The sequence below is a fragment of the Streptomyces sp. NPDC002076 genome (assembly GCF_053593835.1).
Window position 1 is genome coordinate 57117 of the sequence record NZ_JBSFDI010000018.1, and the last position, 21895, is coordinate 79011.

General features: G+C 70.8%; 20 protein-coding genes and 1 pseudogene. 9 read left to right on the top strand and 12 right to left on the bottom strand.

The window, feature by feature from the left end:
• Positions 1–7: 7 nt before the first annotated feature.
• A complete protein-coding gene (locus tag ACWCQS_RS32015) occupies positions 8–625 on the bottom strand; it encodes a sigma-70 family RNA polymerase sigma factor (RefSeq protein ID WP_451007685.1) in 618 nt (205 codons plus the stop codon).
• A 156-nt stretch (positions 626–781) separates the two neighbouring features.
• Here ACWCQS_RS32015 and ACWCQS_RS32020 point away from each other — a divergent pair, with 156 nt between their 5' ends.
• Positions 782–1264 (top strand): cupredoxin domain-containing protein, encoded by a 483-nt coding sequence (locus ACWCQS_RS32020; RefSeq protein WP_451007686.1) that lies wholly within the window; start codon positions 782–784, stop codon positions 1262–1264.
• Entirely contained in the window at positions 1261–2250 is a 990-nt protein-coding gene (locus tag ACWCQS_RS32025) for a metallophosphoesterase family protein (protein ID WP_451007687.1), read from the top strand. Before ACWCQS_RS32020 ends, ACWCQS_RS32025 begins: the two co-directional genes overlap by 4 nt.
• Before the next feature lie 30 nt (positions 2251–2280).
• Here the strand turns inward: ACWCQS_RS32025 and ACWCQS_RS32030 are convergent, their stop codons facing one another.
• A complete protein-coding gene (locus ACWCQS_RS32030) occupies positions 2281–2631 on the bottom strand; it encodes a YciI family protein (RefSeq protein WP_451007688.1) in 351 nt (116 codons plus the stop codon).
• 112 nt (positions 2632–2743) lie between these two features.
• On the opposite strand from ACWCQS_RS32030, the gene ACWCQS_RS32035 reads away from it, so the two are divergent.
• A complete protein-coding gene (locus ACWCQS_RS32035) occupies positions 2744–3781 on the top strand; it encodes an acyl-CoA dehydrogenase family protein (RefSeq protein WP_451007689.1) in 1038 nt (345 codons plus the stop codon).
• A 40-nt stretch (positions 3782–3821) separates the two neighbouring features.
• Here the strand turns inward: ACWCQS_RS32035 and ACWCQS_RS32040 are convergent, their stop codons facing one another.
• Positions 3822–4358 (bottom strand): HXXEE domain-containing protein, encoded by a 537-nt coding sequence (locus ACWCQS_RS32040; RefSeq protein ID WP_451007690.1) that lies wholly within the window; start codon positions 4356–4358, stop codon positions 3822–3824.
• A gap of 198 nt (positions 4359–4556) precedes the next feature.
• Here ACWCQS_RS32040 and ACWCQS_RS32045 point away from each other — a divergent pair, with 198 nt between their 5' ends.
• A complete protein-coding gene (locus ACWCQS_RS32045; RefSeq protein ID WP_451007691.1) occupies positions 4557–4991 on the top strand; it encodes an SPW repeat protein in 435 nt (144 codons plus the stop codon).
• Between the two features lie 86 nt (positions 4992–5077).
• On the opposite strand, the gene ACWCQS_RS32050 is transcribed toward ACWCQS_RS32045, so the two are convergent.
• From ACWCQS_RS32050 to ACWCQS_RS32060, 3 genes and pseudogenes are all read right to left on the bottom strand, one after another.
• Positions 5078–5845: an ArsR/SmtB family transcription factor gene (locus ACWCQS_RS32050; RefSeq protein ID WP_451007692.1), complete on the bottom strand. Its 768-nt coding sequence runs from the start codon at positions 5843–5845 to the stop codon at positions 5078–5080.
• Between the two features lie 55 nt (positions 5846–5900).
• A pseudogene (locus tag ACWCQS_RS32055) lies at positions 5901–6444 on the bottom strand (GNAT family N-acetyltransferase).
• An 87-nt stretch (positions 6445–6531) separates the two neighbouring features.
• Positions 6532–7983: an APC family permease gene (locus ACWCQS_RS32060; protein ID WP_451007693.1), complete on the bottom strand. Its 1452-nt coding sequence runs from the start codon at positions 7981–7983 to the stop codon at positions 6532–6534.
• A 118-nt stretch (positions 7984–8101) separates the two neighbouring features.
• Here ACWCQS_RS32060 and ACWCQS_RS32065 point away from each other — a divergent pair, with 118 nt between their 5' ends.
• Both ACWCQS_RS32065 and ACWCQS_RS32070 read left to right on the top strand, forming a co-directional pair.
• Positions 8102–9286: an ROK family protein gene (locus ACWCQS_RS32065; protein ID WP_451007694.1), complete on the top strand. Its 1185-nt coding sequence runs from the start codon at positions 8102–8104 to the stop codon at positions 9284–9286.
• Between the two features lie 107 nt (positions 9287–9393).
• Positions 9394–12114 carry a glycoside hydrolase family 2 protein gene (locus tag ACWCQS_RS32070; protein ID WP_451007695.1) on the top strand — a complete coding sequence of 907 codons (2721 nt, stop codon included), beginning with the start codon at positions 9394–9396 and terminating at the stop codon, positions 12112–12114.
• 40 nt (positions 12115–12154) lie between these two features.
• Here ACWCQS_RS32070 and ACWCQS_RS32075 read toward each other — a convergent pair whose 3' ends face one another.
• A complete protein-coding gene (locus tag ACWCQS_RS32075; RefSeq protein WP_451007696.1) occupies positions 12155–13612 on the bottom strand; it encodes a hydrolase in 1458 nt (485 codons plus the stop codon).
• A gap of 211 nt (positions 13613–13823) precedes the next feature.
• Between ACWCQS_RS32075 and ACWCQS_RS32080 the strand changes: the two genes are divergently transcribed.
• Complete coding sequence (locus ACWCQS_RS32080) at positions 13824–14087, top strand: GlsB/YeaQ/YmgE family stress response membrane protein (RefSeq protein WP_451007697.1); 264 nt, start codon at positions 13824–13826, stop codon at positions 14085–14087.
• Between the two features lie 7 nt (positions 14088–14094).
• Here the strand turns inward: ACWCQS_RS32080 and ACWCQS_RS32085 are convergent, their stop codons facing one another.
• The 4 genes from ACWCQS_RS32085 to ACWCQS_RS32100 all read right to left on the bottom strand — a co-directional run bounded on the left by ACWCQS_RS32085 (position 14095) and on the right by ACWCQS_RS32100 (position 17333).
• A complete protein-coding gene (locus ACWCQS_RS32085; protein ID WP_451007799.1) occupies positions 14095–14871 on the bottom strand; it encodes a GNAT family N-acetyltransferase in 777 nt (258 codons plus the stop codon).
• Between the two features lie 337 nt (positions 14872–15208).
• The gene (locus ACWCQS_RS32090) at positions 15209–16063 is read right to left on the bottom strand and encodes a GNAT family N-acetyltransferase (RefSeq protein WP_451007698.1); all 855 of its coding nucleotides are present in this window, start codon (positions 16061–16063) and stop codon (positions 15209–15211) included.
• A 78-nt stretch (positions 16064–16141) separates the two neighbouring features.
• Positions 16142–16579: a hypothetical protein gene (locus ACWCQS_RS32095; RefSeq protein WP_451007699.1), complete on the bottom strand. Its 438-nt coding sequence runs from the start codon at positions 16577–16579 to the stop codon at positions 16142–16144.
• A 94-nt stretch (positions 16580–16673) separates the two neighbouring features.
• Positions 16674–17333 (bottom strand): chaplin, encoded by a 660-nt coding sequence (locus tag ACWCQS_RS32100; RefSeq protein WP_451007700.1) that lies wholly within the window; start codon positions 17331–17333, stop codon positions 16674–16676.
• Between the two features lie 281 nt (positions 17334–17614).
• Here ACWCQS_RS32100 and ACWCQS_RS32105 point away from each other — a divergent pair, with 281 nt between their 5' ends.
• Positions 17615–19213: an alpha/beta hydrolase gene (locus ACWCQS_RS32105; protein WP_451007701.1), complete on the top strand. Its 1599-nt coding sequence runs from the start codon at positions 17615–17617 to the stop codon at positions 19211–19213.
• Between the two features lie 130 nt (positions 19214–19343).
• Entirely contained in the window at positions 19344–19874 is a 531-nt protein-coding gene (locus ACWCQS_RS32110; protein WP_451007702.1) for a DUF4232 domain-containing protein, read from the top strand.
• Here ACWCQS_RS32110 and asnB read toward each other — a convergent pair.
• The gene (gene asnB, locus ACWCQS_RS32115) at positions 19864–21705 is read right to left on the bottom strand and encodes an asparagine synthase (glutamine-hydrolyzing) (RefSeq protein WP_451007703.1); all 1842 of its coding nucleotides are present in this window, start codon (positions 21703–21705) and stop codon (positions 19864–19866) included. The genes ACWCQS_RS32110 and asnB overlap by 11 nt on opposite strands.
• Positions 21706–21895: the final 190 nt, after the last annotated feature.

Sequence of the window (21895 nt, forward strand, 5' to 3'; positions counted from 1 at the left end):
GCCGTGGTCATGGCTCGATGCCCCGTTCCCGCAGTGCCAGCTTCAGGGCGTGCAGGGCGTAGTACGTGCGCGACTTGACGGTGCCCGGCGGGATGCCCAGCACCCGCGCGGCCTCCGCCACGGTCCGGCCCCGGTAGTACGTCTCCAGCAGTACGGCGCGGTGTTCCGCGGACAGCGTCCGGAGGGCGTCGGCCACGGCCCAGCTCTGCAACGCCTGCTCGATCCGGTCCTCGCCCGCCGTCTGCGCGGCCCGCTCCAGGGCCTCGCCGCCCACCTCCACCGGCCTCGCCTGCCGGGCCCGGTGCGTGTCGATGACCAGGTGCCGGGCGACCGTGCACAGCCAGGCCCGGGCCGGGCCGCGCGCGGGGTCGAACGCGGCGGGGTGCTGCCATGCCCGCAGCAAGGTCTCCTGCACGACATCCTCGGCCCACTGCCGGTCTCCTGACGTCAGTCGCAGTACGTAGTGGAACAGAGGGCCTGCGTGCTCGGCATACAGAGCCCGGAGCAGTTCCTCGTCCGTGGTCGAAATGGTCCCGTTACCCGAGACACGGCGCCCGGAGCGCTTCGGATCGGCCGCTTCACCACGTTTTCGGGCACTCCATGGCATAGGCCGATCATCACGCATATCCGTGCATTTGTCGTGCCATGCCGAGTTACTGCCGTGAAGCAGCGATAAGCGAGAAAAAGATGCGTATCGACCGAACCACGCGACATCGCCGCCCGTGAAACCAGGCATGAGCCGTCGCACACGGCATCACCTGATCAGTGGGGAATGCACATCATGTACGTCAACTTCCGCCCCCTGGGCCGACGATCGCGCGGTGCGGCCGGGCTGGCCGTCGCCACCGCGGGTGTACTGGGACTCCTGAGCGCGTGCGGTCACTCGCCCCGCGCCTCGGACCCCGGCTCCCTCACGCCCGGCCCGGGTCAGCATCAACTGGCCGGCACACCCGGCATGCCCATGCCCATGTCCTCTCCGAGCAGCGGTACGGCCGCCACACCGGTGACCGCGAACACCGTGACGATCAAGAACTTCGCGTTCTCCCCGGCCACGCTGAAGGTCAGGGCGGGCACGACGGTGACCTGGACCAATCAGGACACCGACGCCCACACCGTCACGAGCGCCGGCTCGGGCGGCCCGCTGCACTCGTCCTCCCTCGCCCAGCACGGCGCGTACACCTACACGTTCACCAAGCCCGGCAGCTACGCCTACCTCTGCACCATCCATCCGTTCATGACCGGCACCGTGGAGGTGACCTCATGACCGCATACGACGACCAGCCGAGCGCGGCACCGGTCGGCGGCGCCGAAGAACCCTCTTCCGAACACGGCATGACACGGCGTCAGCTCATGTGGCACGCCGGATGGTTCGGCGGAGCCGTCGTGCTCACCGTGGCCGGTGGAGAGGTGATCAGCCATGTCGCCGACTCCGGGGGCGGCACCGCCCTGGCGGCCGCGGCACCGAACGGTGCCCTGCGGTTCGTGCAGGTCTCCGACAGCCACATCGGCTTCCAGGGCCCGGCCAACACGGACGTGGTCGGCTCGTTCACCGAAGCGATCCATCGGGTCAACGGGCTCGGGTACAGGCCCGACTTCGTCATGCACAGCGGCGACCTGACCCACCTGTCCACGGCGGGACAGTTCGACCAGGTCAGGCAGATGCTGGCCGGACTGCGGACGGATCGTGTCTTCACCGTGCCGGGCGAGCACGACTCCATCGGCGACGCGGGCCGCGCCTACCGGCAGGCCTTCGGCAAGGGCACGCTCGGCGACGGCTGGTACAGCTTCGACACCCACGGTGTGCACTTCGTCGCCCTGGTCAACACCCTGAGCCTGGAGAAGCTGGGTCACCTCGGCACCGAGCAGATCGATTTCGTCCGCAAGGACCTCGCGGGTCTGCCGTCGGACACCCCCGTCGTGGTCTTCAGCCACATCCCGCTGTTCGCCATGTACCCGAAGTGGGGCTGGAGCACCGACGACGCGTTGAAGGTGATCTCGCTGCTGCGCCGCTTCTCCTCGGTCACCTGTCTCAATGGGCACGTCCACCAGCTGTTCACCAAGACGGAGGGCAACATCACCTTCCACTCCGCCACCACCACCGCCTACCCGCTGCCCAAGCCGGGGCAGGCACCCGCCCCCGCTCCCCAGGTCGTGCCCGCCCGACAGCTGAAGGACGCGCTCGGCATCCGCACCGTGGGCTACCGGCGGGGAGACCAGCAACTGGCGATCAAGGACGAGAGGCTGGCATGAACCAGCCTCCCGAGGTGTTCGGCGGAGACGCTAGTGCTGGTCCACGAAGGGCCGCACCTCGATGGGCAGCGTGGTCGCGAGGGCGGCCTTGCGGCCCCACTCCAGCGCCTCGTCGAGATCGGCGGCCCTGATCAGGCAGAGGCCGCCCAGGTACTCCTTGCCCTCGGCATAGGGGCCGTCGGTGATGAGCACCTCGCCGTCCTTGGGGCGCAGCATGGTGGCGGTCTCCGGGCCGTGCAGGCCGCCTGCGAAGACCCAGGCCCCGGCGGCGCGCAGCTCGTCGTTGAAGGCCTCGACGTTGCGCATGATCTCGGCGAGGGCCTCGGTGGGCGGCGGGGTCCCGCCGGCCGGCTGGACCACGCTGAGCAGGTAGTGCTTCATGACGTCCTCCTCGGTGACTCAAGGGTCTCTCGGGTCTGTGTCACCTCCTACACGAACGGCCCGCCTCCGGATCGACACGGCGCCGGAAGAAATCTTCGAAAGAATCTTCCGTATGACAGCCTCCACCGCGCATCCGCTCCTCGACCGCGCCCACCGGCTCGCCTCGGACCTGCTGATTCCCGAGGCCGAGCGGGTCGACCGGGAAGGCGTGCCGGCGAGCCACATCGAGGCGGTCAAACGGTCGGGGCTGCTCGGAGCGGGCGCTCCGGTCGGGTACGGCGGCTCGGGCGCGCCGCCGGACGTGGTCCGCCGGATCGCGGAGATCCTGTCCGGGGCGTGCTGTGCGACCTGGTTCGTGCAGACCCAGCACCACACACCGGTGCAGACCTTGGCCCAGAGCGACCTGCCCGTTCGCGAGCGGTTGCTGGGGCCGCTGGCGCGTGGGGAGCTGCTGTCCGGGGTGGCGTACGCGCATCTGCGGTCGTATCCGCGCGTGCCGGTGCGGGTCCGCCGGGAGGGCGACGGCTGGCGGTTCGACGGAACCGTGCCCTGGTACACCGGGTGGGGCCTGAACGACGTGATGCTGCTCGCGGGGACGACCGAAGCGGGCGAGGTTCTGTTCGCGTTCGCCGAAGCCCGCGACCAGCCGGGGCTGCGGGCCTCGGAGCCGATGCGCCTCGCGGCGCTCACCGCCTCGCGCACGGTCTCCCTGGAGCTGACCGGCCTGTGGCTGCCGGAGGAGGCGGTGGCCCTGCATACGCCGTACGAGCGGTGGGCGCCCGGGGACCGGGCCAGAACGCTGAACGCCAACCCTGCCGTCTTCGGCGTCGCGGAGGCCGCTCTCTGCCTGCCGGACGAGGACACGGCCGCGCCACTGCGCGCTCGCCTGGCCGACGTGCGCCGGCGCGCCTACGCCCTGGCCGACCATCCGGCGCCGCTGGAGCGGGTCGCGGAGCGGCTGGCGGTGCGCGCGGAGGCGTACGAGGTGCTGCGTACGGCGACCACGGCGGCGGTGGTCGCCGGGGGCGGACGGTCGATGGCCCTGACGAGCCGGGCCCAGCGCCTCGCCCGGGAGGCGTTGTTCCTGCTGGTGCAGGGGCAGACGGCGGAGACGCGGTCGGCGCATCTGCGGGCGCTGGGCGGCACCTGAGCCGGGACCTCGGCATCACCGCCGGCCGGGAGTACTGCCGTCACCGCCGGCGCAGCACGCCCTGGGCCACTGTGTGGGTGACGACCGTGGCCGCCGCCGCGAAGGCCAGGCCCTCGGCCAGATGCCGTGCGCGGGTGGGGCGCAGGGCACCGGAGCGGCGGAGCCGGCCGCGGGCCCACAGGGTGAACGGGAGCACCACGAGGGGCGTGGTCGCGGAGCCCGGGGTGTAGCCGCGTATCGCCGCAGCCTGGGCCAAATGGACCAGGCCGTGCACCCCGAAGGCGTTGAGCGCGGTCTGGTAGACGGCGGACCGGCCCCCGGTCCGGTGGCCGTCGGCACACGCGGCGGCCAGCACCACCGCCATCGCGCCGACGGCGGTGGTGAACTCCCGCCCGTCGACGGACTCCAGCCGCCGCCACACCGTCTCCGGCATCCGGGGGAACCTCTTGCGCAGCTCCGGCACCTGGGTGCGCACCCACCGCGGCACCATGACCACTTCCTCGGTGTCGTGCGCGGCCCATGCGGCCAGCAGACCCCAGGTGACGGCCCCGGTGACCTCGTTCGGTTCTCGTGTCATGAACCCGCAGTGTGCCAGGGCCGGTTGGTCAGGACGCGAACGGCACCCGGGCCGAGGCAGCCGGCTGACGGCGGACTGACATCCGGGTATGCGCACAGGGCCTACTCATAAAGAAAAAATAAGAGCAAACTGGGAACACGGTGGTAAACGCACACCGCACCAGACATGGTCTGGCCTGCAAGTCAAAGGAGACGAGTCATGGCCAACCTGCACAGGGGTGACATATCGACCCACCCCGATGTCTCCGAAATGCGGGCACGCTACGCCCGCATGCTCGGCGGTCGTGATGTGGCGCTCGTGGACGGGCCGGTGTTCCTGCTCGGGCTCTACTGCGCGGCATCTCCGTGGATCGTGCACTACACGACGAGCCAGCCCGCGCTCATGACGCACAACCTGATCATAGGCGTAGCGATAGGGCTGCTGGCACTGGGATTCACCCGGGCCCCCGAGCGGATGTACGGCCTCAGCTGGGCCATGTGCGCCATGGGCATCTGGCTGATCATCGCCCCCTGGATCGTGGGCAGTGGCCCGGACAAGGGCGTGATCATCAACAACGTCATCATCGGCGCACTCGCGCTCGTGCTCGGCCTGGTCTGTGCCGGTACGGCGGCGCGGAGCACGCCCAGGCCGTGACAGGAGACGCACCGAAAGGAAGAACCGGAAGTACGGGAGTACCCGGGGCCGGTCCGCACAGGCGGACCGGCCCCGCTCGCGTCCGCTCAGCGGCCCGGCACCAGCCAGGGCTCCTGCGGCAGGGTCCGGCCCGTCTCCAGCAGCGACTTGAGGTTGGACAGCACGGCCGGCCAGCCGGAGGCGACGTCCGAGCGCTCGCCCTCGTCGCCCAGGTCTTCGTGGACGACCGTCAGCCGGACGATGTCCTCGTACGGGCGGATCTCGAAGGTGACACGGGAGTGCCGGTCCTCCTGACCCTCCTGGTCGGGCGCGGCCCACGTGGTGACCAGCCGGGTGGGCGGCTCGCTCTCCACCACCTTTCCGACCACGTCGGCGATGCCGGAACCGTCGGTGCGCACATGCGCCCAGCGGGAGCCGGGGCGCCAGTCGGACTCGTTGCGGTGACCCCAGTAGGCGGCCGTCAGGTCGGCGTCGGTGAGCGCCTCCCACACCTTCTCCGGGGTGCTCGCGATGTAGGTGACGTACACGAAACTCGGCTTGTCGGTCATGGCTTCCTCAGCTCGTCGCTTCAGGGCGCCGAGCGCGCTCAGGCGCGGGCGCTCGAACTTGTCGATCCACCGCTCCTGGATCTCATGGAGCGGCACGGGGTTGAGGTAGTGCAGCTTCTCCCGCCCCCGCCGCACCGTGCTGATCAGGTTGGCGGCCTCCAGGACCGCCAGATGCTGGGTGACCGACTGGCGCGTCATGGCGATGCGCTCGCACAGTTCGCCCAGGGTCTGGCCGTTGTTCTCATGGAGCCGGTCCAGCAGGCGCCTGCGCGTGTCGTCGGCCAGCGCCTTGAAGACCTTGTCCATCCCTGTGTCGTCTCCTGATTGCACACTCAACGTTATGCAGGCAATCACTTGCATGTCAAGGGTGGGCAGGCCCGAGCGGTGGTACGGCCGCCTCGACGCGGAAGGACAGCCACACGTCCGGGGGCAGTTCGGGGCGCCCCGGCACCGGCCGGAGTTCGCGGGTCCAGGCGTCCTGGGCGAGGTCCGCGGCGACCCGGTGCCAGAAGGCCACGGCGGACGGGTTGTCCTGCTGAAAGGCGATCTCCCACGGCCCCGGATGCCGGGTGAATACCGCGCGTACGGCCCGCAGCCCGACGCCCCTGCGCCGCGCCCCGCGCACCACGAAGAAGCTGTTCAGCACCCGCACCGGGCCGTCGAGTCCGCGGACGAACGCGAAGCCGGCCGGGTGTGTGCCGCACTCGAACAGGTAGGGCGCCCAGCCGGGACGGGTGAAGGCGCTCTCGACCCGTTCGGTCGCTAAAGGTGCCGTCGCGGGCGGGCAGGACGCCCCGGAAGGCAGAGAGGTCATGGCGGAACATCAGCCACAGCCGGTCCACGGTGGGCCGGTCCTCGGCGGTCGCCGGGCGGACGGCGACATGGGCAAGCGCGGTTTCGGTCATGAACGAAAGCCTCCCCGGCGGACTCGGGTCCGGGCCGGGGAGGCTTGCGAAGACTGCCGTAACTCTATCCCGTAGCAGGCCAGTTGGTCATGCCGCGGGGGCGACGTCCGGGTCCGTGCCCGCCAGGTACTCCTCGCTGATCTCCCGCTCCCCGAACGGCCACACCTTCTCCAGCCGCGCCCACACGACGAAGGCCACACAGCCGAGGGCCAGCCAGGCCAGGGACCATTCGATGGGGTGGCGGCCCGGCGAGTTCTTGTCCGCGTACCCGTAGATCACGCACCAGCCGGCGAAGGCGACGAGGCTGGGCAGGGGGTAGAGCCACATCCGGTACGGGCGGCGCAGGCCCGGCTGGCGTCTGCGCAGCACGGTCAGGGCGACGATCTGGGCGAGCGCCTGCACGATCACCATGACCGTCGTGAGCAACTGGATCAGAGTCGCAAGGTCGGTGTGCCGGCCGATCAGGAAGCCGACCGCCGTGATCACGCCCATCGTCGCGAGGCCGAGCACGGGAAAGCGGTGCTTGGGGTGCAGCTTCTCGTACGGCCGGAAGAAGACGCGGTCGCGGGCGGCGTCGTAGGGCACCCGGGAACCGCCCAGCAGCCCGGTGAAGACCGAGGCGAACGCGGTGACGAGGATCAGCACGGTCACGGTGTCGGCGGCGCCCTTGCCCCAGGTCTTCTCCAGCACCGCCGAGGCGACCGAGGTCGAGGCGATGTCGTGCGGGTCGGCCATCCGGTGCCAGTCGATGACACCGAGGGTGCCGATCTGCAGGAGCAGGTAGATCGCCATGATGCCGAGGATGGAGAAGAGGATCGAACGCGGGAGAATACGGCCCGGGTCCTTGATCTCGGCTCCCATGTACGCGGTGGTGTTGTAGCCGAGGTAGTCGTAGATGCCGATGGTCAGGCCCGCGGCGAAGCCGAGCCAGAAGTGGTTGCTCGTCAGGTCGAAGGCGCCCGACGGGTAGGTGAAGGCGAGGTGCGGGCTGAAGTCGGTCGCCGCGGCGACGATCACCAGCAGCACCGAGGCGATCATCACCGCCCACATCACGGCGGTGATCCGGGCGATGTGCTCGATACCGCGCCAGAGCAGGAGCACGACCAGGACGATGATGCCGAGGCCGATCAGATCGCCCGCCGTCTGCCCGAGATCGGGGGCCAGATAGCCCAGGTACTGGACGAAGCCGACGACTCCCGTGGACATGATCAGCGGGATGAAGAGCATCGCCGTCCACACGAAGAGGAACGGCATCAGCCGGCCCGTGCGGTACTGGAAGGCCTGGCGCAGATAGACGTAACTGCCGCCGGAGCCGGGCATCGAGGCGCCCAGCTCGGCCCAGACCAGTCCGTCGCACAGCGCGAGCACGGCGCCCGCGACGAAGCCGATGACCGCCTGCGGGCCGCCGAAGGCGGTGACCATGAGCGGAATCGTCACGAACGGCCCGATGCCGCACATCTGGCTCATATTGATGGCCGTGGCCTGGAACAGGCCTACACGGCGGACGAAACCACCCGAGGGTGGCGGACTACCGGACATGGGGACTCCTGACGCCACGGGCGCACTCGACGGCACCCGGCGGGCTGACTGGGCGATAAAGTTAAGGAGCCTTACTAGAGGCGTCAAGTATGCGCCGCGAATACATGAGAATGGTCCGATGACCGTCAGTGACGCCGAAGAGCAGCAGGAACAGCCCTGGAGCCGCCGACGGCTGCGCAGCACCAACGAGCGGCTGCTGCTGGACCGGCTGCGCGCCCTCGGCGCGGCGTCGCGTGCCCAACTGGCCCGGGAGACCGGACTGTCGAAGCCGACGGTCTCCAGTGCGCTGGCCTCCCTGGAGACGGCGGGCCTGGTGCACGAGGTCGGCACCCAGGCCCCGGAGCGCGGGCGCACCGCCGTGCTCTACGCCCCCGACCCGGCCGCCGGGTACGCGCTCGGCGTGGACATCGGCCGCGGCTGGCTGCGGGTGGCGGTGGTCGACCTGGACGGCACCGTCGTCGCCCGCGCCGACGTACGCAACCGGACCCGCGCCTCCGCCGCACTGGCCGATCTGGTCGTGGGCACCGCCCGGCAGGTGATCGCGAGCTCGGGGGTGGACCCGGCCGAGGTGGTGCACGGAGTGGTGGGCACGCCGGGTGTCTACGACGAGAAGCAGCGGCGGGTCCGGTACGCGATGCACCTGCCGGGCTGGGGGCGCGCCGGGCTCGTCGACCGGATGCGCGAGGAGTTGGGCGTACCGCTGGAGGTGCACAACGACGCCAACCTGGCCGCTCTCGGCGAGTACACGTACGGCGTGGGAACGGGCAGTCGACTGTTCGCGTACATCCTGATCGGCACCGGCCTCGGCATGGGCGTCGTGGGCGAGGGACGCCTGTTCACGGGGGCGCACGGGCTGGCGGGCGAGATCGGCTTCCTGCCCTGGCCGGGCCGGCAGAAGCCGGAGCGGCTGGAGGACGCGGTGTCCGGGGTGGCCGTGGTGGAGGCCGCCCGGGGCTTCGGGATGAGCGGGCAGCTCACGGCGAAGGCGGTCTTCGACGCGGCCCGCCAGGGCGATCCGGCCGCTGTGCGGGCGGTGGAGCTGGAGGCCGAGCGGATCGCGCACACCGTGGCGGCGGCCGCCGCCGTGCTCGATCCGGATCTGGTGGTGCTCGGCGGCGGTGTCGGGCACAGCATCGATCTGCTGCTGCGCCCGGTCCAGGAGCAGGTGCGTGCCCTCACCCCGCTGCGGCCGCGGATCGCACCGAGCCGGCTCGGTGAGGACGCGGTGCTCCTCGGTGCGGTGGCAACGGCCCTGGACACGGCGCGGGACCTGGTGTTCGAACGCAGGACGGCCGGAACCTGACCCCGCCAACGGCCACTGCGGCCACGCTCGTTGACACGGCCCGCGAGGCCCCCTAGCTTGAGCCAGGTTAGTAAAGTTTCCTAACTTTACGAGCCCGGAGCCTCTGCATGTTCCCTCGCCCCGCCCTCGGACGCCGGTACGCCGTCACCGCGCTGCTCCTCGGCCTGCTCGGCTCTCTGACCGGCGGCGCCTGGGCCGGCGCCCGGCAACCGGCACCACCGCACGAGCCCGCACGGACCACCCGCGTGCCCTCGGCGGCCGGCACCGACACACCGCTCGCCGGTTACGCCATCCAGTCTTCGGCGAAGGTGAGCGACACCCCGGCCGCCGTCTCCTCCCCGGGCTATCCGGCGCGGGGCTGGTATCCGGCGGGCCCCCGCTCGACGGTCCTGGCCGCGCTGCTCGCCGACGGCGTGTACGCGGATCCGTTCTTCTCCACCAACCAGCAGAAGATCCCGAAGGCCGACTTCCAGGTCCCCTGGTGGTACCGCTCGGACTTCACCGTCGACGACACCGCGCGGCGCACCTTCCTCGACTTCAGCGGGGTGATCTCGGCGGCCGACGTCTATGTGAACGGCCGGCAGGTGGCCAGGGCCGCCGACGTCACCGGCGCCTACACGCACCACGAGCTGGACATCACCGCACTGGTCGGGTCCGGCACCAACACGGTCGCTTTCCGCGTCCAGCCCAACGATCCGAACACGGACCTCACCATGGGCTGGATCGACTGGCTCCAGCCGCCGTCCGACCGGAACATGGGCATCGTCCGGGACGTCCGGGTGCGCCGGGGCGGCCCCGTGGCGCTGCGCGACGCACACGTGATCACCAGGCTCGCCGTGCCGTCGCTCGCCTCCGCCGACCTGACGGTGAAGGCACAGGCCCGCAACGACACCGGCTCCGCCGTCACCGCCGAGGTCACCGGACGCATCGGCGCGACCGCCTTCACCCGGCAGGTCCCGCTCGCCGCCCACGAGACGAAGACCGTCACCTTCTCCCCCGCCGACACCCCGAGCCTGCGTCTCACCTCGCCCAAGGTGTGGTGGCCGGCCGGGATGGGCGGACAGCCGTTGTACGACCTCGCCCTCACCGCGTCCGTCGCCGGGACGGCCTCGGACACCGCGCACGAGAGCTTCGGCATCCGCGACGTCCAGGCGCCGCTGAACGCGGACGGCGCGCGTCAGTACCGGATCAACGGCCGGAACCTGCTGATCAAGGGCGGCGGCTGGTCCCCGGACGAGTTCCTGCGCTGGGACACCACTTATGTCGAGGACCGGCTGAAGTACGCCCTCGACCTGGGCCTGAACACGATCCGCCTGGAAGGGCACCTGGAGCCCGACGAGTTCTTCGACCTGGCCGACCGCTACGGCATCCTCACGCTGCCGGGCTGGGAGTGCTGCGACAAGTGGGAGGGCAACGTCAACGGCAGCGAGACCGGCGAGCCGTGGACCGAGGCCGACTATCCGGTGGCGCAGGCCTCCATGGCCGCCGAGGCCGCCCGGCTGCGCGACCATCCGAGCGTGATCTCCTTCCTGATCGGCAGCGACTTCGCGCCCGACGCGAGGATCGAGAAGACCTACCTGGACGCCCTGAAGTCCGCCGACTGGCCCGATCCGGTGGTCTCCGCGGCCTCCGACAACTCCTCACCGCAGCTCGGCAGTTCGGGCATGAAGATGACCGGGCCGTACGACTGGGTGCCCCCCGGCTACTGGTACGCGAAGCGCGAGGGCGGGGCCACCGGCTTCAACTCCGAGACCAGCGCCGGCCCCAGCATCCCCACCCTCGACACGCTGCGCCGCATGCTGACCCCGGCCGAACTGGACACCCTCTGGAAGGACCCGGACGCGCGGCAGTACCATCGCTCGCCGTCCCCGGTCTTCGGCACCCTCAAGATCTACGACGCCGCCCTCACCGGCCGCTACGGCGCCCCGAAGAGCCTCGCCGACTATGTGCGCAAGGCCCAGCTGGCCCAGTACGAGGCCGTGCGCGCCCAGTACGAGGCGTACCAGCGCAATGCCACGGACTCCTCGAAGCCCTCCACCGGAGTGATCCACTGGATGTTCAACAGCGGCTGGACATCCCTGCACTGGCAACTGACGGACCGTTATCTGGATCAGGGCGGGGCCTACTTCGGCGCGAAGAAGGCCGACGAGCCGTTGCACATCCAGTACTCGTACGACAACCGCTCGGTCGTGGTCGTCAACCATCACCACGGCTCCGGGACCGGACTCACCGCCCGGGCCACGCTGTTCGACCCCGACGGCACACAGAGGTACGACAAGACCGTGACCGGTCTGACGGTGAACGGCGACGGGGCGCACGGCACCGCCCTCACCCTGCCGTCCTCCGTGGGCGGACTGTCGTCGACGTATCTGCTCCGCCTGGTCCTGACGGACGCGGACGGCAAGGAGGTGAACCGGAACGTGTACTGGCTCTCCACCCGGCCCGACACCCTCGACTGGTCCGGCACCACCTGGTACTACACGCCGACGACGAGTTACGCCGATCTCAAGGGGCTCGCCTCGATGGCGCAGGTGCCGGTGTCGGCTACGGCGGCCACGGAGTCCTCGGACGGCACGTCGACCACCACCGTGACCCTGCGGAACACCGGGAGCGGGAAGACCCCGGCGCTGCTGACGGACGTCCACCTCGTGGACGCGCAGGGAAAGCCGGTGCTGCCGGTTCGCTGGTCGGACAACGAGGTGAGCCTGTGGCCGGGCGAGTCGGTGACGCTGACCGCCACCTGCCGGACGGGCGATCTGCACGGCTCGGCGCCGTGGGTGCGGATCTCCGGCTGGAACACTCCGGAGCGGACGGTGCCGGCGCTCTGACGGAACGGGGGTGGACCGGTGCGGCCCACCCCCGGCCGGTTCAGCTGACGTTGAGCGCGGTGTCGTCGACGACGAACGACGTCTGGTACTGGGAGCCCTCGGTGCCGGTGAACTTCAGCGTGACGGTCTGCCCGGCGTAGCTGCTGAGGTCGAAGCTGCGCTGGGTGTAACCGGAGGCGGCGTTGAGGTTCGAGTACGTCGCCAGGGTGCCGAGGACCGTGCCCGAGCTGCCCAGGACCTGGACCTTGAGGGTGTCGTAGGCCGTGCTGGTCGAGGTCTCGGCCGTGTCGATGTGCAGATAGAAGCTGAGCGTGGCCGTCGAGCAGCCGGACGGGATGGTCACCGACTGGGACAGGGTGTCGGTGGTGGCGGTGCCGTAGCCGTCGAGCCAGGCGTAGTAGGAGCCGGAATGAGCCGACTCACCGGTCGAGTTGGTGATGACCCCGCTGGACGCGCTCCACGTGGTGTTGCCGGACTCGAAGCCGCTGTTGCCGAGGAGCTGGGCGGCGGTGCAGGTGCCGGTGCCGCCACCGCCGCCTCCACCGCCGCTGCTGGTGCCCGAACCGGCCAGCCAGGCGGTGGCGTTGAGGGCGAGGGCCGCGTTGGTGGCGCTGGTGTCGTTCCAGCCGTCGTACAGGGTGTTGCCCGACTGGCCGGTGCCGTCGTCGATCGGGGAGCTGTCGCCCCAGAAGGCGACGCGGCCGCTGCCGAAGGTGCTGGTGAGGAAGAAGGCGCCGGTGTTGCCGGAGTAACCGGTGCGGTAGAGCAGGCCCTTGACGGCGGAGTTGTCGGCGGGCTTGAGGGTGGCGGTGGTGCCGTTGGCGATCAGGCTCTTGGTGACCGTGCCGAAGGAACCGTGCAGCACCGGGTCGGTGCTGTCGCTGATCGCCGCCGGGTGGTCGGAGCTGATGTTGAGCGAGTCGATCGAGAAGCCGAACGGGTCGGTGGAGTCGACGCTGTTGTTCGTCATCAGGTCGTTGAGGATCTTGACCGCGTCGTAGCCGTCGTTGTTGCGGTCGGCTCCGGTGTGGTCGGAGATCATGAACAGACCGCCGCCGTTCTTCACGAAGTTCATGATCGCCGTCTTCTCGGCGCTCGTGAACAGCGTGTTGGGTTCCGGCAGTACCAGCGTGTCGAAGTTCGACAGGTCGGTCGACGACGAGCCGCCGTAGCTGAGGCTGGAGCCCGAGGGCAGCGTCTTCAGGCTGTAGTCGCCGGTCTTCTGCAGCGCCACGCCCCAGGAGGACAGGGCGCCGGTCCAGTCGGTCTCGGCGGACGGGGAGGGGTTCTCGCCGAGCGGGTCGGGCTGGCTGGTGGAGATGATCCAGTCGGCGTTGCCCGCCGTCTCGGCGTGGGCGTTGTCGAACAGGATGCGGTGCGTGGTCGCCGCGTGGGCGGCGGTGCCGCTGCCGACCTGGACGGCTGCTCCGGTGAGGAGCAGCCCGAAACCGGCCAGGGCGGTGGTGAGTCTGCGGCGGGATCTCCTGGATCCAAGCATCCGGCGAACCTCCATGAGGGGTGGGGAGAGGCGGTGCGGCGCCAAGTCTGCGCGCGTAGAGCCCGCTTGAGGGTTCTACACGCGTCGAGTGGTTGAAAGGTACATGGCATGAAGGCCCGATGAACAGAAAGTCCCGGCAATGACCGGAGCGGACTACCGCCGCTCTCAGCGGGCAGACGGTGAGCGGGAGGCTCGACCAAAAGGGGTGGACATGCATATCTCGGGCATCATCAGCGCCATTGTCATCGGACTCGTCATCGGCGCCCTGGGGCGTCTGGTCGTCCCCGGACGACAGCACATCGGCATCCTGTGGACCATCGTCGTCGGCATCGTGGCCGCGCTGCTGGGCTCGGCGATCGCCGCCGGGTTCGGGGTCGCAGACACCAAGGGGCCCGACTGGATCGAGTGGTTCATCCAGATCGCCCTGGCCGCGGTCGGGATCGCGGCACTGGACCGGGCCCGCGTCCGTCGCTGACGCGAAGTCAGCGCCCGTACAGATACGGGGTGGTGGTGCTCAGCGCATGGAAGCCGAGGCGTTCCAGGATCGGGCGGCTCATGGGCGAGGCGTCGACCTGGAGGTAGCGGTAGCCGTGGGCGGCGGCGACGCGGGCGCGGTGGGCGACCAGGGCGCGGTAGACGCCCCGGCCCCGCCAGGCCTCGACGGTGCCGCCGCCCCACAGCCCGGCGAACCGGGTGCCGGGCACCAGCTCCATCCGGGCGGCGCTCACGGGTTCGTCCCCGGCCAGCGCGACCACGGCCACGACCATGCAGGGGTCGGCGGCCAGGCCGGCGAGCAGCCGGTGCCGCAGCCGGCTGCCGTCGGTGCCGAACGCCTTCTCGTGGACCTCCACCACGAGGTCGACGCCGGCCGCGTCGGTGGCCTGCACGAGACGGATGCCCTCGGGAGGTTCGGCGTCCATGGCGAGCCGGCCGGTCTCGGCGGCCATCAGCGTCTCCTCGGGCTCGGCCCGGAATCCGGCGGCGAGGAGCCGGGCGCCGAGGTCGTCCGGCCGGTCGTGGCCGTAGTGCTTCCACTCGAAGTCGCGGCCGAGGCCGGTGAAGTAGGCGATCTGGTCGTGGATCGCCCGGTCCGCGTCGGCTGCGTCCAGACCGGACCAGAGCACACCGTTCCATCCCTGCGCGTCCGCGACATGACGCACCACCGCGCCGGTCCGTTCGATACGGGCACCAGGGCCGTCGGGAGTCGCGTTCTCGCGCATGTCCCGGTCGTAGAGGGCGAGCACCGCCGAGTGATCCATGCCCCGACTCGACCATGCCGGACCGGCCCGGGGCAACGGGATTTCCGCACCGGCCTCCGGGCGTACGGCGGCCAGGTGGGCGCTGAGCCGGTCGCAGTAGCGGGCCGGGCAGTCGATGCGGGACTGGATGCGGTCGAGTGCCCCTGGAGCAGGGCGGCCGTCTCGAGGGTCACGCACTCGGCGGGCGGGTGCAACTCGCCCGGTCCCGGAAGCGCCAATGCGGTCGCTGCCGGTCCAGGAGGTCGCGCCCAGTGTGGCTGTCTAGGGGCCGGAGTCGGAGCCGGCGCCACAGGTGCGGGAGTTGCACAGCCGCTTCCGGGCACAACGCACCCGTATCTCAGCCGAGTTCGAGCGTGGTGACGCCGAACACGCGGTGCCGGGCGTACTCACGCACCGGCCCGGTGTACATGCGGGCTGTCTCGAACGAGGCCTGGAATCCGGCCGCTTCGGCGAGTGCGACACCGGCCGCGTTCGGCTCGGGCACGTCGATGGCGACCTGGTCTCCCGCGGCCTCGGCCGTGAGGGCGGCGAACAGGGCGCGGGCGTCGTCGGCGGTGTCCGCGAAGAGGGGGCCGACGCGCAGGGTGTCGTGTCCGGGACGGAGCACGCCGTAGCCGGTGAGCCGGGCGCCGTCGTGGCGGACGAAGGCCCGGTGTCCGGGGCCGGTGAGCCACTCGGCGAGGAAGCGCGGCCGGTCGGCCGGGTGGCAGGAGCTGTCGTAGGCGGTGATCGCGGCGAGGTCGGCGGGGCCCGCCGGACGGACCCCGGCGGGCGTCCCGCCCTGCGGGGCCGTCCCGGTGAACCGGATGGTGCGGTAGGCCAGTTCGAACCCCGACTGGCGGTAGTTGTCCTGCTGGGCGACGACGCCGTCCAGGCCGACGGTGCGGTTGCCGGCATGGGCGAGGGCGGTCTTCCAGGTGGTGAGGCCGTGGCCATGGCCGCGCAGGTCGGGGCGGACCAGATAGCAGCCCAGGAAGGCGTACTCCTCTCCGTGGTTCACCACGGAGATGGCCGACACCGGCTCCCCGTCGATACGGCCGAGGAAGAACCCGTCCGGATCCTGCGCGAAGAACGCGGGCCCGTCGGACAGTCCCGGATTCCAGCCCTCCGCCGCCGCCCATCCGGCGATCACCGGCCAGTCGGCGAGGGTGGCCTGGGTGACGACGAGGTCGTGGGGGGCCGCAGGGGTCATCGATGCGCTCCATTTCCGTCGGGACCGGACTGCCGTGCCGCATCCTTCCGGATCAACGAGGGCGGCGCCACGGGGAGATCAGCCGTTGCGCAGGACCCGGCCACCGGCCAGGGCGCGCAGCAGGGGAAGCAGCGACGCGAGGACGAACGCCCCGAAGAGGGTGATGGGCAGCAGCCCCACGGGCCGCAGCAGGCCTGCCGGATCCTCTTTCACCCAGGGCCAGTTGACGTACCAGTTGGCGAGGACGTCCAGCGTCATCACGACACCCGCCAGCCGGATGCCCAGGGGCCGCACCCGCAGCGCCAGGACGGCGACCAGGGGGTCGAAGACCACCAGGGCGACGAAGAACACCTGCAGCGGAAGGGAGCCGAAGCCGGCATAGGCGTGAAGTCCGCCGCGCACCAGGTCGAGGACATGGGCGCAGGTCCCCTCCAGGAATCCGCCCGCGTACACCACGAGGGTCCAGCGCGCCCGGCGCGGCAGCGCTCGTAATCGCTCTCGTACACCGTCCGTCACTCGATCAAGCTACTGCACCGTGGGGCACCGCCCGGTCTCACCCGAACGAGGCCCCACCGGGCCGGCGTCCGGTGGGGCCATGGGAGGGGGTGGGTCAGTCGGTACGCCCGGGGCGGAAGCGGCGGTAGAGGACGGCGCCGGTGAGGAGCAGCGCGGCGCTGCCGGCGACGGTGGGCGCGGTGCCGTCCGTCCCGGTGTGGGCCAGCGCGGACGCCGTCGGCGGGGTGTGCGGGCGGGGCTGGTGCCTGGTGGGGGCGGGAGGCTTCGGGGCCGGGCTCCGGGGGGTACGGGGATGGTCACCGGGGCCGTTGACCGACCGGTTGCCCTCGGCCGGGTTGCCCACCCCGACCACGTCGACGCTGTTGCCGCTGACGTTCACCGGCAGGTCGACGGGGAGCTGGACGCCGTTGCCGGAGAGCAGGCCGGGCGAGCCCTGCGCGCGGCCGTGGGCAGAGGCGCCGCCGGACGTCGCCGACCCGCCCGTTGCGGCGCCCTGGCCGGAGCGGTTCGCGCAGGCGTTGCCGGTGGCTGGGTCGAGCAGCCCCACCACGTTCACGGTGTTGCCGCACACGTTCACCGGCACATGCACCGGGAGCTGGACGCCGTTGCCGGAGATCAGCCCGGGCGAGCCGGCCGCGGAGCCGTCGGCGGTGGCACCGTCGGCGGCGAAGGCGGCCGACACCGGCAGCGTCACGGCCATCGCTCCGGAGGCGGCGACGACGGCGATCACACCGTTACGGGTAGCCCGTCTCATAGGTTCCTGCCTTCCAGACTTCGTCGCGGGCACTCACCCGCACCCCGTAAAACGCAGGCCACCCATCCGAGTTATGGCTTATCGGTCTTTCACCCCGTCGAGCGACAGTGTTATCGAACTGCACGCAAAGACGCTCAGTGATCGATAACGGGCACGGAGGTGCGGAGAATACGGTACGAGGCGCCGTCCCGCTCGCCGGGAGGCGGGCCGTCCGCGGCCCGCTTATGGTGATCCGAGGGCGCCGTCCTCCGGTCCGCGACAGGAGTCCCGGGAGGCTGTCGATGCTGGTCAAGCTGTCCACACGGCCCGCCGTCCGGCGCTGCGCGGGTACCGGAGCCCTCGCCCTGGCGCTGCTCGGCGCCGGACTGCCCGCGACCGACCGGCCACAGCCCGACCTGTCCCGCTTCTATCGGCAGAAGGTGACCTGGGCGGCCTGCAAGGGTCCCGACATGCCGAAGGACCTCCAGTGCGGGACGGTCACCGTCCCGATCGACTACACACGGCCCCGTGCGGGCACGCTCGATCTGGCCCTCGCCCGCTATCAGGCGACCGGGAAGAAACAGGGCTCGGTGCTGCTGAACTTCGGCGGCCCGGGCGGTGCGGGCATCCCTGAACTCGCGTCCGACGGCAAGCAGTTCATGGACCTGACCAACGGCTACGACGTGGTCGGCTTCGACCCGCGGGGCGTCGGCCGCTCCTCTCCCGTCAGCTGCGGCGACGGCAGCGACGAGGCCTCGTCCGCGCTGGACGACGAGACCGGCCTCGACCATCCGCGGACACTGCTCACGAAGTTGCGCAAGGCCGCCGACGAATGCGCCCGGAACTCCGGCCCGGTGCTGCCCCGCATAGGCACCGTGAACGCCTCCCGCGACCTGGACGTCATCCGCCAGGCCCTCGGCGACAAGAAGCTCAACTACCTCGGTTTCTCCTATGGAACGCGGCTCGGCGCGGTGTACGCGGCACAGTTCCCGCACAAGGTACGCCGGCTCGCCCTCGACGGCGTGGACACCCTGACCGAGCCGCTGTCCGAGCAGGGGGTGGCCGGCGCCCAGGGGCAGCAGACCGCGCTGGACGATTTCCTGGACTGGTGTATGACGGACGTCGCCTGTCCGTTCGGGCAGGACCGGCGCGCGGCCGGGGACCAGGTGGTCACCCTCGTGCACTCGCTCGACCAGAACCCGGTCCCGTCGGACTTCGGCGGCTCGTTCTCCGGACAGGACCTGGTCGGCGCCATCGGGCAGGCCCTCTACAGCAAGCGGCTGTGGCCCTCCCTGGAGCGCGCCCTGGCCTCGCTCGTCCAGGACGGCGACACCCGGGGCGTGCAGAACTTCGCCACCTCAGGCTCCGGACTGCCCGTGGGCGGCCACCGCAACGGCGGTCTGGTCGATCCGCAGAACGTGCCGGCGGACAACCTGCAGGCCGCGCTGATGGCGATCAACTGCGCCGACGACCCCGACCGGCCCGACGCGGCGCAGATCAGCAAGGACCTGAAGCACCTGCGGGCCGAGTACGAGCAGGCCTCGCCGGTGTTCGGCCGCTACCGGCTGACCGAACTGCTCATGTGCTACGGCCGCCCCAAGGGCACCGACTTCATCCGCGACCGGGTCAAGGACGTCCACTCGGCGAGGATGCTGCTCGTGGGCACGCGCGGCGACCCGGCGACGCCGTACCGATGGACGGTGGAGACGGCCGCACGGCTCGGTTCGTCGGCGGTGGTGCTCGACAACAAGGGGGACGGCCACACCGGTTACACCTCCTCCAAGTGCGTGCACCAGAAGATCGACGACTACCTGCTGTACGGCTCCCTGCCGCCGAACGGCAGCTCCTGCCCGGCGGACGGCAACGACTGGAGCGCCACCACGAACGCCACCAACTGGTGACAGTGGGTGCGCAACCGGGTAACAGGCGCGAATCAGGTGCAACCTCCCGCTCCTCCCGGCCGTCACACTGGCCGGGCGTGCTTCGGCAGCCGCCGCATCCCGTACCTGACCGCGACAGGGGGACACCGTCATGCGCATCCGCGCCACCATCGCCGTACCCGCCGCCTCGGCCGCCGTCGCGGGCCTGCTGCTCACCGCGCCGCAGAGCCAGGCCGCCACGGCGGACCCCGCCCGGCCCGTCCGCTGCGCGGAGAAGTCGCTGACGGTCCGGGCCAAGGCCGCACCCGCCGATCCGACCGTGCTGCGGATCGGCGTCACCCACCACGGCGCCCGCGCGTGCGTCGTCGACCGGGTGCCCACGGTGACCTTCGGGGACCTGGACGGCGCCGCGCTGCCGACGCCCGAGGGCGGCACCGGCGGCTTCCGCCTCGCGGCCGGGCAGACCGCCTACGCCGACGTCCGCACCATCGGCGACCCGGCGGACCCCGAGGCCCGCCGGGTGGGCACCGTGACCGTGGCCGCCTCGGCCGCCCACTGGGGCCGCTCCTTCACCGCAGCCCGGCTCGGCACCGGCGAGCACGTCCTGGTGCGGGAGCCGGTGACGACGTGGTGGCAGCCCACGCGGGCGGCCGCGGACCGGGCCATCGGCCTCAGCCGGTGATCACCTCGGGCGTGTAGACCTCCAGCCATCGCGCGAGGTCAAGGGCGCGCTCCAGGCCGCGCCGGGCCGCCTGGGTGCTCACCGGCGCCTCGCGCTCGGCGGCCCGGCGGAGCCGGTCGCGGTCGACGAGGTCGAAGACCTGGTGCGAGGGCCGGGAGAGCAGTTCCTTGGCCTGCTCCTGGAGGGCGAGGGCGTACTGCGGGTCCTGCGTGGACGGGTACGGGCTCTTGACCCGCTCGTACACCGAGCGCGGCAGGACGTCCGCGGCCGCCTCCCGCAGCAGGCTCTTCTCCCGGCCGTCGAAGGACTTCAGCGCCCACGGGGCGTTGTAGACGTACTCGACCAGGCGGTGGTCGCAGAACGGCACCCGGACCTCCAGGCCGACGGCCATGCTCATCCGGTCCTTGCGGTCGAGCAGGGCGCGCACGAAGCGGGTCAGGTGCAGATGGCTCATCTGCCGCATCCGGTACTCGAAGTCGCTCTCGCCGTCGAGCCGTTCGATGCCTGCGACGGCCGTGCGGTAGCCGTCGGAGACGTAACTCTCCAGGTCCAGGGTCTTGGTGAGGTCGGCGCGCAGCACGTCGGCGTCCTCGCCGAAGTGGCGCCCCATGGTCGTCAGCCACGGGAAGGTGTCGGCACGGCGCGCCTCCTCGTCGAAGAACTGCAGGTAGCCGCCGAAGACTTCGTCGGCGGACTCGCCGGACAGGGCCACCGTGGACTTCTCGCGGATGGCGCGGAAGAGCAGCAGGAGCGAGGCGTCCATGTCGCCGAAGCCGGCCGGCAGATCGCGGGCGCGGATCACCTGTTCGCGCACGGCGGGGTCGGCGAGGGACTGCGCGTCGAGCACGATGTCCTGGTGGTCGGTGCCCGCGAGCTCGGCCACGTCGTGCACGAACGGCGTGTCGGGGGTGCCGCGCAGCTCGTCGGCGACGAAGTTGTCGGTCTGGCCGACGAAGTCGACGGCGAAGCTGCGCACCTTCTCGCCCTGCCGGGCGAGTTGCCGGGCGGCGATCGCGGTCATCGCGGAGGAGTCGAGGCCGCCGGAGAGCAGGGTGCAGCGGGGGACGTCGGCGACCAGCTGGCGGCGCACGATGTCGTCGAGCAGCGAGCGCACGGTCACGATGGTGGTGTCGCGGTCGTCGGTGTGCGGCCGGGTCTGAAGGTGCCAGTAGACACGGGTGGACAGGCCGGAGCGGTCGACGGTGACGACCGTGCCGGGTTCCACCTCGCGCATGCCGTCCCAGATCGCGTGTCCGGGCGTCTTGACCATGACGAACAGCTCCCGCAGCCCGTCCAGCGTCACCCGGCGGCGGACCAGCGGGTTGGCGAGGATCGCCTTGGGCTCGGAGCCGAACAGGACGCCGTCGGAGGTGGGGTGGTAGTAGAACGGCTTGATGCCCATGCGGTCGCGGATCATCACGAGCTTGTCGTGGCGGCCGTCCCAGACCGCGAACGCGTACATCCCGTTGAGCCGTTCGGCGACCCCGTCACCCCATTCGAGGTAACCGTGCAGGACGACCTCGGTGTCGGAGTCGGTGGTGAACCGGTGGCCGCGGCCTTCCAGTTCACGGCGCAGTTCGGTGAAGTTGTAGGCCTCCCCGGAGTACACCATGGCGACGGTTCCCTCCTGGGTCGCCACGGACATCGGCTGACGGCCGCCGGGGAGGTCGATGATCGCGAGCCGGCGGTGGCCCAGGGCGGCCGGGCCCTCGGTCCAGACGCCGCGGTCGTCCGGGCCGCGGCAGGCCATCGTCTCGGTCATCGCACGCAATGTGGTGGCCTCTGCGGTCAGGTCGCGGTCGAAGGAAACCCATCCTGTGATGCCGCACATGCGCTGCCTCCTGCCTCCGGCTCGCACCAGGGAGCAAACCAGTTGTATCGAGCACCTATATGACGAGCGTCCGTCAGGTGTTCGACGCGGTCAACGCGGCCGTAACACGAATGCCCCGCACTCCTCCATTGTTTCGGCCGGGTTTTGCCTTCGCGAAATCTCCAGATCGCGGGGACTGCGGGCCGACAGG